14 protein-coding genes are annotated in these 15,392 nt (G+C 70.6%); 4 read left to right on the plus strand and 10 right to left on the minus strand.

Annotation, left to right across the window (positions count from 1 at the left end; genetic code table 11):
* Positions 1 to 7: 7 nt before the first annotated feature.
* From priA to hisD, 7 genes are read right to left on the minus strand one after another with little or no spacing between them, the layout of a single operon-like run.
* A complete protein-coding gene (gene priA / locus ABZU75_RS08455; protein WP_355550879.1) occupies positions 8 to 730 on the minus strand; it encodes a bifunctional 1-(5-phosphoribosyl)-5-((5-phosphoribosylamino)methylideneamino)imidazole-4-carboxamide isomerase/phosphoribosylanthranilate isomerase PriA in 723 nt (240 codons plus the stop codon).
* Positions 731 to 734: 4 nt separating this feature from the next.
* Positions 735 to 1,076 (minus strand): hypothetical protein, encoded by a 342-nt coding sequence (locus tag ABZU75_RS08460; protein WP_355550881.1) that lies wholly within the window; start codon positions 1,074 to 1,076, stop codon positions 735 to 737.
* Between the two features lie 18 nt (positions 1,077 to 1,094).
* Entirely contained in the window at positions 1,095 to 1,730 is a 636-nt protein-coding gene (hisH, locus tag ABZU75_RS08465; protein WP_350922862.1) for an imidazole glycerol phosphate synthase subunit HisH, read from the minus strand.
* Positions 1,724 to 1,879, minus strand: a complete 156-nt coding sequence (locus tag ABZU75_RS08470) for a hypothetical protein (RefSeq protein ID WP_355550884.1) — start codon at positions 1,877 to 1,879, stop codon at positions 1,724 to 1,726. The genes hisH and ABZU75_RS08470 overlap by 7 nt, the downstream gene beginning before the upstream one ends.
* 28 nt (positions 1,880 to 1,907) lie before the next feature.
* Positions 1,908 to 2,528 carry an imidazoleglycerol-phosphate dehydratase HisB gene (gene hisB / locus ABZU75_RS08475; RefSeq protein WP_030919489.1) on the minus strand — a complete coding sequence of 207 codons (621 nt, stop codon included), beginning with the start codon at positions 2,526 to 2,528 and terminating at the stop codon, positions 1,908 to 1,910.
* On the minus strand, positions 2,525 to 3,595 hold the full coding sequence (locus ABZU75_RS08480; protein WP_355550886.1) for a histidinol-phosphate transaminase: 1,071 nt from the start codon (positions 3,593 to 3,595) through the stop codon (positions 2,525 to 2,527). The genes hisB and ABZU75_RS08480 overlap by 4 nt, the downstream gene beginning before the upstream one ends.
* A gap of 38 nt (positions 3,596 to 3,633) precedes the next feature.
* Positions 3,634 to 4,941, minus strand: a complete 1,308-nt coding sequence (gene hisD, locus ABZU75_RS08485) for a histidinol dehydrogenase (protein ID WP_355550888.1) — start codon at positions 4,939 to 4,941, stop codon at positions 3,634 to 3,636.
* 99 nt (positions 4,942 to 5,040) lie between these two features.
* Between hisD and ybaK the strand changes: the two genes are divergently transcribed.
* Positions 5,041 to 5,541 carry a Cys-tRNA(Pro) deacylase gene (gene ybaK, locus ABZU75_RS08490; RefSeq protein ID WP_030919497.1) on the plus strand — a complete coding sequence of 167 codons (501 nt, stop codon included), beginning with the start codon at positions 5,041 to 5,043 and terminating at the stop codon, positions 5,539 to 5,541.
* A gap of 88 nt (positions 5,542 to 5,629) precedes the next feature.
* Complete coding sequence (locus tag ABZU75_RS08495; RefSeq protein WP_355550891.1) at positions 5,630 to 7,087, plus strand: amidase; 1,458 nt, start codon at positions 5,630 to 5,632, stop codon at positions 7,085 to 7,087.
* Positions 7,088 to 7,102: 15 nt separating this feature from the next.
* On the opposite strand, the gene ABZU75_RS08500 is transcribed toward ABZU75_RS08495, so the two are convergent.
* Positions 7,103 to 7,657, minus strand: coding sequence for a hypothetical protein (locus ABZU75_RS08500; RefSeq protein ID WP_355550893.1), 555 nt, complete (start codon positions 7,655 to 7,657; stop codon positions 7,103 to 7,105).
* A 98-nt stretch (positions 7,658 to 7,755) separates the two neighbouring features.
* Between ABZU75_RS08500 and murA the strand changes: the two genes are divergently transcribed.
* Both murA and ABZU75_RS08510 read left to right on the plus strand, forming a co-directional pair.
* Positions 7,756 to 9,072, plus strand: a complete 1,317-nt coding sequence (gene murA / locus ABZU75_RS08505) for a UDP-N-acetylglucosamine 1-carboxyvinyltransferase (RefSeq protein WP_355550895.1) — start codon at positions 7,756 to 7,758, stop codon at positions 9,070 to 9,072.
* Positions 9,073 to 9,142: 70 nt separating this feature from the next.
* On the plus strand, positions 9,143 to 11,425 hold the full coding sequence (locus ABZU75_RS08510; RefSeq protein ID WP_355550897.1) for a transglycosylase domain-containing protein: 2,283 nt from the start codon (positions 9,143 to 9,145) through the stop codon (positions 11,423 to 11,425).
* On the opposite strand, the gene ABZU75_RS08515 is transcribed toward ABZU75_RS08510, so the two are convergent.
* Complete coding sequence (locus ABZU75_RS08515) at positions 11,377 to 11,814, minus strand: discoidin domain-containing protein (protein ID WP_355550899.1); 438 nt, start codon at positions 11,812 to 11,814, stop codon at positions 11,377 to 11,379. The two genes, ABZU75_RS08510 and ABZU75_RS08515, sit on opposite strands and share 49 nt — an antisense overlap.
* Complete coding sequence (gene dnaE, locus ABZU75_RS08520) at positions 11,811 to 15,332, minus strand: DNA polymerase III subunit alpha (RefSeq protein ID WP_355550901.1); 3,522 nt, start codon at positions 15,330 to 15,332, stop codon at positions 11,811 to 11,813. Before dnaE ends, ABZU75_RS08515 begins: the two co-directional genes overlap by 4 nt.
* Positions 15,333 to 15,392 lie beyond the last annotated feature (60 nt).

Below are 15,392 nucleotides of genomic sequence, written 5' to 3' on the forward strand. Positions count from 1 at the left end.
CGACTCCTCACGAACGGACGGCGGCGAGGGCGTCTTCGAGGGTGAAGGCCTGCGCGTACAGCGCCTTGCCCACGATGGCCCCCTCGACGCCGATCGGGACCAGCGAGGCCAGCGCGCGCAGGTCCTCCAGGGACGAGACCCCGCCGCTGGCGACCACCGGCTTGTCAGTACGGGAGCAGACCTCGCGGAGCAGGTCCAGGTTGGGACCGCGCAGCGTGCCGTCCTTCGTGACGTCGGTGACGACGTAACGGGAGCAGCCGTCCTTCTCCAGCCGGGCCAGCACCTCCCACAGGTCGCCGCCCTCCTGGGTCCAGCCCCGGGCGGCCAGGGTGGTCCCCCGGACGTCGAGGCCGATCGCGACCCGGTCACCGTACTCAGAGATGATCTTGGAGCACCAGACGGGGTTCTCCAGCGCCGCGGTACCGATGTTCACCCGGCGGCAGCCGGTGGCCAGCGCGAGCTCCAGGGAGACATCATCACGAATGCCCCCGGACAGCTCCACCTTCACATCCAGCGCGCCGACCACCGTGGCGAGCAACTCGCGGTTGCTGCCCCGGCCGAAGGCCGCGTCGAGGTCGACCAGGTGGATCCACTCGGCACCGGCCTCCTGCCAGGCGAGCGCCGCGGACAGGGGGTCGCCGTACGACGTCTCGGTGCCGGCCGCGCCCTGGACCAGGCGGACCGCCTGACCGTCGGCGACGTCCACGGCGGGGAGCAGCTCAAGCGACATCTGTTCAAGACCTCCGGTCGAAGACAAGGGTGAGAAAAAGCGGAACGAACAGCAAGGAAAGCACGAGCACGCCGAACCGCGCCGCCCACGAGGACCACAGCAGCCAGACGATCACCTGCACGATCAGGAACAGCACCGCCGCGACGCCGTTCTGCGCCCGGCGGCGGCGGGCCATGATGCCACCCTGGGAGACGATCCGGACGGGCCTGCCCGGCAGCAACGCGGTCACCTTGCCGATGCGCTCGCGCCGCCGCGCCAGCCGCGCCTCCCGCGCTGCGCGCAGCGCGGCCAAGCGCGCCTGCTCGGCCTCCCGCTCGGCCCTGCGCCTGGCCCGTTCCTTACTCATCAAAGGCCCATCAAAAACTCACCCGACGGTCCCGAGCCAGTTGGTGAGCAACTGGGCTCCGGCGTCGCCCGACTTCTCCGGATGGAACTGGGTGGCCATCAGCGGGCCGTTCTCCACCGCCGCGACGAACGGCACCCCGTGCTCGGCCCAGGTGAGCAGCGGGTCGGCGAACCCGGGCCCCGCCTGGAGCTTCCAGGTCCGCACGCCGTACGAGTGCACGAAGTAGAAGCGGGTATCCGCGTCGAGCCCGGCGAACAACACGGTCTCGGCGGGCGCCTTGACCGTGTTCCAGCCCATGTGCGGCAGGACCGGCGCCTCCAGGGACTCCACCGTGCCCGGCCACTCCCCGCAGCCCTCGGTCGTGACGCCGTGCTCGACGCCCGCCTCGAAGAGGATCTGCATGCCGACGCAGATGCCCAGCACCGGCCGCCCGGCCGACAGGCGCCGCGCGATGATCCGCTCACCCCGCACCGCGCGCAGCCCGGCCATGCACGCGGCGAACGCCCCCACGCCGGGGACGACGAGCCCGTCGGCCTCCATCGCCGCCTCGTAGTCGGCGGTCACCGTGACCTCCGCGCCGACCCGGGCCAGCGCACGCTCCGCCGAACGGAGGTTGCCCGAGCCGTAGTCGAGAACGGTTACCTTCTTCACCACCAGAGCACCGCCGCCGTGGTCGCCAGGGCCGCGAGGGCGGCGAGCAGCACCGCGCCCTTCTTCAGACCCTGTTTGAGGAATGAGACGATCCCGCCCACGAAGAAGAGCGCGACGAACACCATCGCGATGGCCGACCAGTTGTCGCTCACCGTCTCCGCCCCCTCCGGCCGGGAGAAATCACAGCACGCCCTTCGTACTCGGCACCCCGGTGGCACGCGGGTCACGCTCGGATGCCGCCCGCAGCGCCCTGGCCAGGGCCTTGAACTGCGCCTCCACGATGTGGTGGGCGTTGCGGCCGTAGGGGACGCGCACGTGCAGGCAGATGGCGGCCTGGGCGACGAACGACTCCAGGATGTGCCTGGTCATCGTCGTGTCGTACTCCGGGCCGATCATCGGAGCCATGCCCTCGGGCTCGCTGTGCACCAGGTAGGGCCGCCCCGACAGGTCGACCGTGACCTCCGCCAGCGACTCGTCCAGCGGGCAGGAGGCGTTGCCGAACCTCCGCAGGCCCGACTTGTCGCCCAGAGCCTCACGGAACGCGGCGCCCAGCGCGAGCGAGGTGTCCTCGATCGTGTGATGAGCGTCGATGTGCAGGTCACCCTCGGTCTTCACGACCAGGTCGAACAGCCCGTGCTTGCCGAGCTGGTTCAGCATGTGGTCGAAGAACCCGACACCGGTGGACACCTCGACGTTCCCGGTGCCGTCGAGGTCGACCTCGACCAGCACCGAGGTCTCCTTGGTGACGCGCTCGACGCGACCGCGACGCGGTGCGGCCTCGCCGCCGGCAGTGATGCTCACAGGATCTCCTCCAGGGCGGCGCGGAACGCCGCCATCTCCTCTGTCGTTCCGATGGACACTCTCAGCCACCCGGGCGGTCCCACCTCGCGGATCAGCACCCCGCGGTCCAGCAGGCCCTGCCACACCGCGCGCCGATCCGGAAACAGCCCGAACAACACGAAGTTGGCGTCCGAGTCGGCGACCTTCAGCCCCCGGGCGCGCAACCAGTCCACGATGGCGTCGCGCTCGGCCCGCAACTCGTCGACGGCGCCGAGCAGCTCGGCGCGGTGGGCGAGCGCGACGCGCGCCGCCGTCTGGGTGAGCGTGGACAGGTGGTACGGCAGGCGGACCAGCAGCAACGCCTCGACCACCGCCGGATGGGCGGCCAGGTAACCGAGCCGGGTGCCGGCCATGGCGAACGCCTTGGACATCGTCCGCGTGACGATCAGCCGGGGATTGTCCGGCAGCAGGGTCAGCGCCGACGGGGTGCCGGTCCGGGCGAACTCGAAGTAGGCCTCGTCCACCACCACCATGCCCGGCGCCGCCTCGACGATCCGGGCGATCACCTCCGGGTCCAAAGCGGTGCCGGTCGGGTTGTTGGGCGAGGTCAGGAAGACGACGTCGGGCCGGTGCTCCTCGATCGCGGCGACCGCCTTGCCCGGGTCGATCCCGAAGTCGTCCTCACGGGCCCCGGAGATCCACTCGGTCGAGGCCCCGGTGGTGATGATCGGGTGCATCGAGTAGGACGGCTCGAAACCCATCGCGGCGCGGCCGTGGCCGCCGAAGGCCTGCAGGACCTGCTGGAGCACCTCGTTGGAGCCGTTGGCGGCCCAGACCTGCTCCACGGCGAGGCCGTGACCGAGGTACCCGGCCAGCTCCCGGCGCAGGTCGAGCGCGTCGCGGTCGGGATAGCGGTTGAGGTCGGCGGTGACGCCCCGTACGGCCTCCGCCAGCTCGGCGACCAGCGAGTCCGAGGGCCCGTAGGGGTTCTCGTTGGTGTTGAGCCTGACCGGGACGTCGATCTGGGGGGCACCGTACGGCGTGCGCCCCCGGAGATCGTCTCGGATCGGCAGGTCTTCGAGCTTCACGACGGGATCTCCACCTCGAACCGGAAAGGGAAGGGCACTCACGAGGGCACCTCCCAGGCGAACCGCGCCCTGATCGCCGCACCGTGCGCCGGCAGGTCCTCGGTGTCGGCCAGCACGCACACGTGGGCGGCGGCACCGGCCAGGGCCTCGCGGCTGTAGTCGACGACGTGCACGCCGCGCAGGAACGTCTGCACCGACAGCCCCGACGAGTGGCAGGCGCAGCCGCCGGTGGGCAGCACGTGGTTGGAACCGGCCATGTAGTCGCCCAGCGAGACCGGCGCGTACGCCCCGACGAAGATCGCCCCGGCGTTGCGGACCCGGGCGGCCAGCGCGGACGCCTCCGCGGCGTGGATCTCCAGGTGCTCGGCGGCGTAGGCGTCGACGACGCGCAGCCCCGCCTCCATGTCGTCGACCAGCAGGATGCCGGACTGGCGCCCGGAGAGCGCCTCGGTGATCCGCTCGGTGTGCTTGGTGGCGGCGACCTGCCGGGGCAGCTCCCGCTCGACGGCCTCGGCCAGCTCCTCCGAGTCGGTGACGAGCACGGCGGCGGCGATCGTGTCGTGCTCGGCCTGGCTGATCAGGTCGGCGGCGACGTGCACCGGGTTGGCCGTGGAGTCGGCGAGGATCGCGATCTCGGTCGGACCCGCCTCGGAGTCGATGCCGATACGGCCCTTGAGCAGGCGCTTGGCCGCGGCGACCCAGATGTTGCCAGGGCCGGTGACCATGGTGACCGGCGGGCACTCCTCGGTGCCGTAGGCGAACATCGCCACCGCCTGGGCGCCGCCGACCGCGTAGACCTCGTCCACGCCGAGCAGCGCGCACGCCGCCAGGATGGCCGGGTGCGGCAGGCCGTCGAATTCGCGCTGCGCGGGCGAGGAGACCGCCAGGGAGGCCACCCCCGCCTCCTGGGCGGGGACGACGTTCATGACCACGCTGGAGGGGTAGACCGCCCGGCCACCGGGGACGTACAGCCCCACGCGGTCGACGGGCACCCAGCGCTCGGTGACGGTGCCGCCCGGCACGACCTGGGTGGTGACGTCGGTGCGCCGCTGGTCACGGTGGACGAGGCGGGCGCGGCGGATCGACTCCTCCAGGGCCGCCCTGACCTTCGGGTCGAGCCTCTCCAGCGCCTCGGAGATCGCCTCGGCCGACACCCGGGTGGACTCCAGTTCGACGCCGTCGAACCTGGCGGTCAGCTCCCGCACCGCGGCGACCCCACGATGATGCACGTCGTCGCAGATGGGCCGCACCTTCTCCAGGGCGGCCTCGACGTCGAGGTCGGCGCGGGGCAGCACATCGCGAAGGTCCTCGGGAAGAGGTCCTCGCAGATCGGTACGCGAAATCACCCGTTCAGTCTACGGAGGTCCGCCACCCGGTATCGTCGCGTCCATTATCCGGACAGCGCCTTTACTATGTAGATTTTAACCAGCCGCTACGCTTTCCCCGTGAGCAAGAGCAAGAGCAAGGGCGGCCAGGGAACCCCCGCGACCGTGGCCCTGACCCAGGCGGGAGCCGACTTCACCCTGCACCCCTACGAGCACGATGCGAACGCGCAGGCCTACGGCGAGGAGGCGGCCGACGCCCTCGGCGTGCCGTACGGGCAGATCTTCAAGACCCTGGTGGCCGAGGTGGAGGGCGGGCTGGCCGTCGCGGTGGTGCCGGTGGCGGGCAAACTCGATCTCAAGGCGTTCGCGGCGGCGCTGAGGAGCAAGCGGGCCGCGATGGCCGACGCGGCCAAGGTGGAACGGGTGACCGGCTACGTGGTCGGCGGCATCAGCCCGCTGGGACAGCGCAAGCGCCTGCCGACCGTGGTCGACGCCTCCGCGCTGGACTTTCCGACGATCTACTTCTCCGCCGGTCGGCGCGGGCTGCAGATCGAGACCTCCCCCTCGGAGCTGGTACGCCTCACCGGGGCCGTCACCGCGCCCATCGGCAAGAGCGGCTAGCGGAGGGATTCCGGCCCGAGAAGAGCCGGCGAAACCCCGGCCCGCCGCACAAGGTGGGCCGGAGGTCCCCGGGCCGTCCTGTCGAAGGTTGCCGAGGCGGCACACGACGGCGTTCGGCCAGACTCGTCTGCGACAGGCCGTACCGATCGGGGGACAGATGCACTACCTGACCGCTACCGAGATGCTCGAACTGCTGCACACCAGGCAGGTCAGCGCGGTCGAGCTGCTCGAGGCGCACCTGCGGCGGATCGAGGAGGTCAACCCGGAGGTCAACGCGATCGTCACGCTGACCGCCGAGCGCGCCAGGCGGGAGGCGGAGGAGGCCGACCGGGACCTGGCCCGCGGCCACTGGCGGGGACCGCTGCACGGGCTGCCGGTCGCGCACAAGGACCTGGCCGACACCGCGGGGATCCGCACCACGTACGGCTCGCCGCTCTTCGCCGACCACGTCCCCGACACCGACGCGCCGATCGTGCGGCGGATGCGCGAGGCCGGGGCGATCACGGTCGGCAAGACCAACACCCCGGAGTTCGGCACCGGCTCGCACACCGTGAACGAGATCTTCGGCGTCACCCGCAACCCCTACGACCTGACCAGGTCGGCCGGGGGCAGCAGCGGCGGGGCCGCCGCCGCGCTGGCCACCGGCATGGTGGCGCTGGCCGACGGCTCCGACATGGGCGGCTCGCTGCGCAACCCCGCCTCCTTCTGCAACGTGGCGGGGCTGCGGCCCACCCCCGGGCGGGTGCCGGCGCCGTCGGCCGTCGCGGCCTGGTTCACCCTCGGCGTGCCGGGGCCGATGGCCCGTACCGCCGGGGACCTGGCGCTGCTGATGAGCGCGGTCGCCGGGTTCGACACCTCATCCCCCCTGTCGATCGCCGAGAGCGGCACCGTCTTCGCCGGGCCGCTGGAGCTGGAGGCGACCGGGCTGCGCGTGGCCTGGAGCCCGGACCTGGGCGGGCTGCCCGTCGACGCGGAGACCGCCAAGGTCACCGCGGCCGCCCCGGCCGCGCTCGCGGAGCTGGGCGCGCGGGTGGAGCGGGTGGAGCTGGACCTGTCGGACGCCGAGGACGCCTTCCGGATCTACCGGGCGTGGTACTACGCGCTCTGCTACGGCGACCTGCCCCAGGAGCGCCTGGGGGCGAACGTGCGCTGGAACGTCGAGCGGGGCCGCGAGGTGACCGGGGCCGACCTAGCCCGCGCCGAGCGGCTGCGCAGCGGGCTCTACCGGCGGATGGAGTCCTTCTTCGGCACCTACGACTTCCTGATCGCCCCGGTCAGCCAGGTGCCGCCGTTCCCGGTGGACGCCCCGTACGTCTCGGAGATCAACGGGCAGGCGCTGCCCGACTACCTGGCGTGGATGCGCTCGGCCTACTGGATCAGCGTGCTGCACGCCCCGGCGGCGTCGGTGCCGTGCGGGTTCACCTCGGACGGGCTGCCGGTGGGCGTGCAGATCATCGGGCGCCCCTTCGCCGACATGGCGGTGCTCCGGCTGGCCCACGCCTTCGAGCGCGCCACCGGGTACGGCGCGCGCAGGCCGCCCCGCTGACCGCGACCGCCGCACCTACCGGCCGTCGATGTCATGCGACGGCAACGGCCCGTAGGGGTCGTCCCCGCCGAACGGATGGCGCAGCGGCGAGTCGCGGTAGCCCGCGATGCCCTCCAGGACGAAGAAGGCGCCGGCGGCCAGGGTCGGCCACGCGTACAGCACGCCCCTGGCGGTCAGCGCCAGCGGCCCCGGGACCAGCGAGCTTCCCGCGGAGCTCCCCGAGGCGGCGACGCTCACCGCGCCGAGGTTGGCCGCCTCGCCGACCAGCAGCGCGAGGTGCGCGCCGAGCAGGCCGCCCGCGGCCAGGCCCACCACCACCGGCAGCGGGCGCCCCCCGCGCGACACGCCGTAGCCGATGACCCCGCAGACCAGCCCGAGCACCCCCGTGATGACGGCGAACCAGCCGTCGGCGGCGATCAGCGCCTGCGTGGAGGGATCGGCCAGCAGCGGCCCCTTGCCCGTCACGACGTACGGGGGTCGCGGCGCGGCCAGCGACCACAGGATCCCGGCGACGACTCCGGCCAGGGCGAGCACCAGCACGGTGATCACGAAGTCACGCACAGCGCGCACCACAGCCCCCTCACCCTCTGTGCAGATGTGCCCGATGTTACCCATCCGCCCGCCCGGCGCCACCCGGGGTTCCCGCCGAGTCCCGTTACGCTTACGGGGTGAACGAAGAGGCATGGTTGATCGAACCCTCCGGGCCGCTCCGCGGTGACGTCGAGGTCCGCGGTTCCAAGAACGGCGTCTCCAAGCACATGGTCGCCGCGATGCTGGGCACCGGTGAGAGCACGATCCAGAACGCCCCGGACGTGGGCGAGGTGGGGATCACCGCGCAGATGCTGAGGGCGCTCGGCATCGACGTGGAGATCAGCTCCGGGGAGATCACCGTCTCTCCCGGGGAGCAGATCAACCCGCACGTCCCGGCGGCGTTCACCGGCCTCAACCGGATCCCGATCCTGATGCTGGGCCCGCTGCTGCACCTGGCGGGCGAGGCGTTCGTGCCGCTGGTCGGCGGCGACCCGATCGGCCGCCGGCCCGTCGACTTCCACGTCGAGGCGCTGCGCGCGATGGGCGCCGAGGTCGAGGTGAGCGACACCGGCGTGTACGCCAAGGCCAAACGGCTGCGCGGCACCCGGCTCGAACTGCCCTACCCCAGCGTCGGCGCCACCGAGACGATCCTGATGTCCGCGGTGCTGGCCGAGGGCAAGACCGTGCTGAAGGGCGCGGCGATGGAGCCCGAGGTGGTGGAGCTCGCCCTGTTCCTGCAGCGCATGGGCGCGCGCATAGAGCTGAGCCCGGACCGGCGCATCGTGATCGAGGGGGTGGAGCACCTGCACGGCGCCTCCACCTGGCTCAACGGCGACCGCATCGAGGCGTTCTCCTACCTGGCGGCCGGTCTGATCACCGGCGGCCAGGTACGGGTGCACGGCTGCCCGCAGGACCGGCTGGTCACCGCGATCACCACCCTGGCCAGGATGGGCGCCGAGGTCGACATCACCGACGACTACCTGTCGGCGTCGGCGCCGCACGGATTGCGGGCCGCGGCGGTGCAGACCGACACGCACCCGGGGTTCATGACCGACTGGCAGACGCCCCTGATGGTGCTGTTCACCCAGGCCCAGGGTATGTCGGTGCTGCACGAGACCGTGTTCGAGAACCGCCTGGTCTACGTGCCCGCGCTGCAGAAGATGGGCTGCGAGATCGAGGTGTTCGACGTCTGCCTGGGCGGCCCGGCCTGCCGCTACCACGACACCAACGCCAAGCACTCGGCGGTCGTGCGCGGCGTGTCCAGGCTGAGCGGCGCCGACGTGACGCTGCCCGACATCCGGGCCGGGTTCTCCGCCGTGCTGGCCGCGGCCGCCGCGGAGGGCGTCTCCACGCTGCGCGGGGTGCATCACATCGAGCGGGGCTACCACCGGCCGTTCGAGCAGTTCGCCTCTCTCGGGCTGAAGATCAGTCGAGAAAAGGTGCAGGACGGGTAAGGATTGGCAACCGGGTGTTTATGGGTGATCATCCGGTTGCACGTTACCTTGTGTGACATCGCACCCAGAGGTGAGACGCGGACCCGGCGCGTGCCTGCGCGTCCTTGCGGCCTGCGGGGTGCTCGGCGGGCTGCTGGCCGCCCTGGCCGCGCTGCCGCTGGTCGGCACGGTGGGGGTCACCGTCAACAACGTCACGAGAACCCTGACGGACCTGCCGCCGAGCCCTCGGGAGAACCCGCTCGCCCAGCGCACCGTGCTCCTGGACCGGAACGGCAAGCGGTTCGCCCAGTTCTACACGGAGAACCGGACCGTCGTACGGCTCGACCAGGTCGCCCCCGTCATGCGTGAGGCGATCGTGGCGATCGAGGACTCGCGCTTCTACGAGCACGCGGGCCTGGACATCAAGGGCACCCTGCGCGCCCTGGTGACCAACACCAGGGCGGGCGGGGTGCGCCAGGGCGGCTCCTCGCTCACCCAGCAGCTGGTGAAGAACATCCTGGTCGAGAACTCCGAGACCGAGACCGAGCGCGCCCAGGCCCGCGCGCCCAGCATCCAGCGCAAGATCACCGAGCTGCGGTACGCGCTGGCGATGGAGAAGAAGTACACCAAGGCCGAGATCCTGGAGCGCTACCTCAACATCGCCTACTTCGGCGCGGGGGCCTTCGGGGTGGAGGCCGCCGCCCAGCGGTTCTTCTCGGTCGCGGCCTCCCGGCTGACCCTGGCGCAGGCGGCGACACTGGCCGGCGCGGTCCGCACCCCGTACATCACGGACCCGTCGCTGGACGCGGCGCGCAGGAAGAAACTGCGAGAGCGCAGGGACATCGTCCTGGAGCGGATGGCCCAGCTGTCGTACGTCCCCCGGCCCCGGGCGGAGGCCGCCATGAGACGGCCGCTGAACCTCCGGCTGCAGCCGCAGCCCGGCGGCTGCGACGGGAGCGTCTATCCCTACTTCTGCCTGTACGTGCACAGGGAGCTGCTGACCAACCCGGTCTTCGGCCACACCCGCGCGGAGCGGGAGCGCCGCCTGGCCAGGGGCGGTCTGGTGCTCCGCACCACCCTGGCGCCGAGGGCCCAGCGGGCCGCGGAACGCGCCATCGCCGCGCGCGTCGGCAGCAAGGACACCGAGGTCGCCGCCGAGGCCATGATCCAGCCTGGCACCGGGCGGATCCGGGCCATGGCGGCGAGCAAGAAGTACGGCCTCAACACCGGCGGCAAGAACAACGGCCCCCGCACCACCTACAACCTGGTCGCCGACACCGCGCACGGAGGCGGCCAGGGATTCCAGGCGGGATCGACGTTCAAGGTGTTCACCCTGGCGACCGCGCTCAGCCAGGGCTGGCGGTTCGACCAGGGTTTCATGACACCCGGCAGCTTCGTGCCCGACAGCGGTTTCAAGAACTGCCTGGGCCGCAAGGTCAACGACCCCGGCGCGGAGATCTTCAACGCGAGCGGCGAGGGCAACGGCGGCCCGCAGAGCCTGTCCACCGGTACCTGGAAGTCGGTGAACATCTTCTACATGATGCTGGAGCAGCGGGTGGGCCTGTGCCCGGTCGTCAGGACCGCCAAGGCGGTGGGCATCGCCCGCGCCGACGGCGCCCCACTGCGGGAGGTGCCGACCTTCACCCTGGGGGTGAACGAGATGGACCCGGTGACCGTGGCGGCGGCGTTCGCCGCGTTCGGGGCGCGGGGCCGCTACTGCCGCCCGCTGGCCATCGTCGAGATCGTCGAGCGGAACGGCAGGCACTTCCGCGTCCCGCCCAGCTGCGCGCAGGCGATCGAGCGCGACGTGGCCGACGCGGTCAACTACCTGCTGTCCGGGGTGTTCACCAAGGGCACCATGACCGGCCAGAGCATCGGCCGCCCGGCGGCGGGCAAGACCGGCACCAACAACGGCTACACGTCGGCCTGGTTCGCCGGCTACACCCCCGACCTGGCCGCGGCGGTCAGCGTGGGCGACATCCGCGGCTCCTACCGCTACCCGCTGCGCGACGTCGAGATCGGCGGCGAGTACTACGGAGCGGTCCAGGGGGCCTCCCTACCGGGGCCGATCTGGGTGTCGTCCATGTCCGCCGCCCTGCGGGACGTCTCGCCGCGTTCCTTCCACCACCCGGACATGGGCCGTTTCGGCGGCGGGTTCACCCCGGGCCTGAAGGAGGCCGAGGAGGCCGAGAAGGCCAAGCGCCGTGACGGCGAGCGTCGCGGCGAGGAGGCCCACGCGGACGGGCCCCGCCGGGCTCGCGGCTTCCCCCGGAACCGCGGTTTCCCCCGGGCCCGCGGTTTCCACCGGGCCGCGGGTCCGGGAGTTCACGATGGCGGAAGAGGAGGCGGCCTGCCGCCCGGCAACGCGTGGTAGAACAGGCCCAGGTCGTCCTGGCCGCCGTCACCGCTGCTCGTGGAGTAGACGGTGGTCCAGTTCGCGGCGTCGTCGGAGACCTGGATCGTGTACGCCTTGCCGTAGGCGGCCTCCCAGAACAGCTTGACCCGGGAGATCGAGGAGATCACCCCCAGATCGACGCGGATCCACTGGGGATCGCTGCCCTCCAGGGAGGCCCAGCGAGTCGAGGTGAGGTTGCCGTCGACCGCCTTGCCCGAGCTGTAGGAGGAGCCCTCCTTGGACGAGGAGGAGGCGGGGCCTGCCCTGCGACAGCAGGGTCTCGGCGGCTTCGGCGCGGCCGGTGGCGACCAGGACCCCGGCCAGGAGGACGGTGACCGCCGAGAGGGTGAGAAGGAGGCGGTTCTCACGCCCCCAGGCAGGCGGGGCCGAGCAACTGCTTCAAATCGCCCATCAGGGCCGGTGAAGGCGACACCCGCAGGCGGTCGTCGAGGCGCATGATGGTGGTCTTGGGGCCGTTGTGCACCTGCAGGTGCACCTCGGTGGTGCCCGGATGGGCGGTCAGCACCTCCTTGAGGCGGCCGACCACCGGCGGGGTGCAGCGGGTCAGGGCGAGGCTGACCGCCAGGGGACCACCGGCCTCACGGGTCAGGTCCGGAGCCGTCACCTCCATGGCGATGATCTTTCCGACGTCCTCGCGCTTGTCCAGGCGGCCCTTGACGAAGACGATGGCGTCCTCGGCGAGCACGGTCGCGCAGAGCTGGTAGGCCGAGGGGAAGATCATCACCTCGATGGCACCCTCCAGGTCCTCCAACTGGGTCAGCACCCAGGTGTCGCCCTTCTTGGTGACCTTGCGCTGCAGGCCGCTCAGGATGCCGCCGACGGTGACGACCTGGCCGTCGGGACGGTGCTCGTCCTGGAGCGAGGCGATCGAGCAGTCGGCGCCGGAGGCAAGGATGTGCTCCACGCCGAAGAGCGGGTGGTCGGAGACGTACAGGCCGAGCATCTCCCGCTCGAACTGCAGCAGCGTGTTCTTGTCCCACTCGCCCACCGGGATCTGCACGTCGAAGGTCTGGTCCTCGGCGCCCTCGACCGCACCGAACAGGGAGTCCTGCCCCTGGGCCTCGTTCTTCTTGATGCCGATGATGCTGTCGACCGCCTGCTCGTGGACCATCACCAGGCCCTTGCGCACGTGCCCGAACGAGTCGAAGGCGCCGGCCTTGATCAGCGACTCGATGACCCGCTTGTTGCAGACGACCATGGGGACCTTACGCAGGAAGTCCTTGAAGTCGGCGAAGCGGCTCTTCTCCTTGCGCGCGGCGATGATCCCGTCGACCACGTTGCCGCCGACGTTGCGGATGGCCGACAGGCCGAACCGGACGTCGGTGCCGCGCGGCGTGAAGTCGAAGTCGGAGTCGTTGACGTCCGGCGGCAGCACCTTGATGCCCATCCGGCGGCACTCGTTGAGATAGAGGGCCGACTTGTCCTTGTCGTCCTTGACCGAGGTCAGCAGCCCGGCCATGTACTCGGCCGGGTAGTTGGCCTTGAGGTAGGCGGTCCAGTAGGAGACCAGGCCGTAGGCGGCGCTGTGCGCCTTGTTGAAGGCGTAGTCGGAGAAGGGCAGCAGGATGTCCCAGAGCGTCTTGATCGCGGCCGCGGAGTAGCCGTTGTCCTTCATGCCCTGCTCGAACGACTCGAACTGCTTGTCCAGCTCCGACTTCTTCTTCTTGCCCATCGCGCGGCGCAGCAGGTCGGCCTTGCCGAGCGAGAACCCGGCGACCTTCTGCGCGATGGCCATGACCTGCTCCTGATAGACGATCAGGCCGTACGTGGTGCCGAGGATCTCCTGCAGCGACTCCTCGAACTCCGGGTGGATCGGGACGATCTCCTGCTGGCCGTTCTTGCGCAGCGCGTAGTTGGTGTGGGAGTTGGCGCCCATCGGGCCGGGCCGGTACAGCGCGCCGACGGCGGAGATGTCCTCGAAGTTGTCGGGTTTCATCAGCCTCAGCAGCGACCGCATGCCGCCGCCGTCCAGCTGGAACACCCCCAGGGTGTCACCCCTGCCGAGCAGTTCGTAGGTCTTGCGATCGTCCAGCGGCAGCTTGAGCAGGTCGATCTGCTCGCCGGTGTTGGCCTCGATCATCTTCAGGCAGTCGTCGATGATCGTGAGGTTGCGCAGGCCCAGGAAGTCCATCTTCAGCAGGCCGAGCGTCTCGCAGGTCGGGTAGTCGAACTGCGTGATGATCACACCGTCGGAGTCGCGGCGCATGATCGGGATGTAGTCGGTCAGCACCTCCGCCGACATGATGACCCCGGCGGCGTGCACGCCGGTCTGCCGGATCAGGCCCTCCAGGCCCCTGCCGAGGTCCATCGCCGACTTGACGTCGACGTCCTCCTCGTACAGCCTGCGCAGCTCGCCGGCCTCGTTGTAGCGCGGATGATCTTTGTCGAAGATGCCGGAGAGCGGGATGTCCTTGCCCATCACCGCGGGCGGGAACGCCTTGGAGACCTTGTCGCCCAGCGCGTACGGGTGGCCCAGGACGCGGGCCGCGTCCTTGATGGCAGCCTTCGCCTTGATGGTGCCGAAGGTGGCGATCATGGCGACCTTGTCGGCCCCGTACTTCTCCGTCACGTACCGGATCACGTCGCCGCGCCTGCGCTCGTCGAAGTCGATGTCGACGTCGGGCATGGAGACGCGGTCGGGGTTGAGGAACCGCTCGAAGATCAGCCCGTGCGGCAGCGGGTCGAGGTCGGTGATGCCCAGCGCGTACGCGGCCAGCGAGCCGGCGGCCGAGCCGCGGCCGGGGCCGACCCGGATGCCGTTGTTCTTGGCCCACATGATGAAGTCGGCGACCACGAGGAAGTAGGAGGGGAACCCCATCTGCAGGATGACGCCCATCTCGAACTCGATCTGCGCGCGGTGCTCGGCGTCGACGCCCTCGGGGAAGCGCCGCTCCATGCCCCGCCAGATCTCCTTGCGGAACCAGCTCTCCTCACTCTCCCCCTCGGGCAGGGGGAAGGTCGGCATCAGGTTCTTGAAACCGAACATGCCGCTCGGGTCGACCTTCTCGGCGACCAGCAGGGTGTTGCGGCAGCCCTCGGCCCACAGGTCCGAGGAGTCGACCGCGCGCATCTCGTCGGCGTTCTTGATGTAGTAGCCGCTGCCGTCGAAGCGGAAGCGGTCGGGGTCGGACAGCTGCTTGCCGGTCTGGATGCACAGCAGCGCGTCGTGGGAGGTCGCGTCCGACTCGTAGGTGTAGTGGGAGTCGTTGGTCACCAGCGGCGGGATGCCCAGCTCGCGCGAGATGCGGGTCAGGCCGTCCCGGACCCTGCGCTCGATGTCGAGCCCATGATCCATGACCTCCAGGTAGTAGTTCTCCTTGCCGAACAGCTCCTGGAACCTGGCCGCCGCCGCGACCGCCTCGTCGTACTGCCCCAGGCGCAGGCGGGTCTGCACCTCACCCGACGGGCAGCCGGTGGTGGCCATCAGCCCCTCGGCGTGCTCGGCGAGGATCTCCGCGTCCATCCGCGCCCACTTACGGACGAAGCCCTCGGTGTAGGCGCGCGAGGAGAGCTTCATCAGGTTGCTCAGACCCTTGGCGTTCTTCGCCCAGATGGTCATGTGGGTGTAGTAGCCACCCGCCGAGACGTCGTCGCGCTTCTGGTGCGGCTCGCCCCACAGCACCGGCTTCTTCTGGTGCCGGGAGGCCGGGGCGACGTAGGCCTCGATGCCGATGATCGGCTTGATCCCCGCCCCGGTCGCCTGCTTGTAGAAGTCGTAGGCCCCGTGCATGTTGCCGTGGTCGGTGATCGCGATGGCGGGCATGCCCAGGTCGCCGACCTGCTTGAACATTTGCTTCAAACGGGCGGCTCCATCCAACATGGAGTACTCCGTGTGAACGTGCAGATGCACAAACGAGTCTGACATGCGGCCCCGTCCTCCCCTAGTCGCACCGTCGGCGGGGAAAGCGTATCCAAATCCGAGTTC

This window comes from Streptosporangium sp. NPDC005286, from assembly GCF_040607515.1.
In the GTDB taxonomy this organism is placed as follows: Bacteria; Actinomycetota; Actinomycetes; order Streptosporangiales; family Streptosporangiaceae; genus Streptosporangium.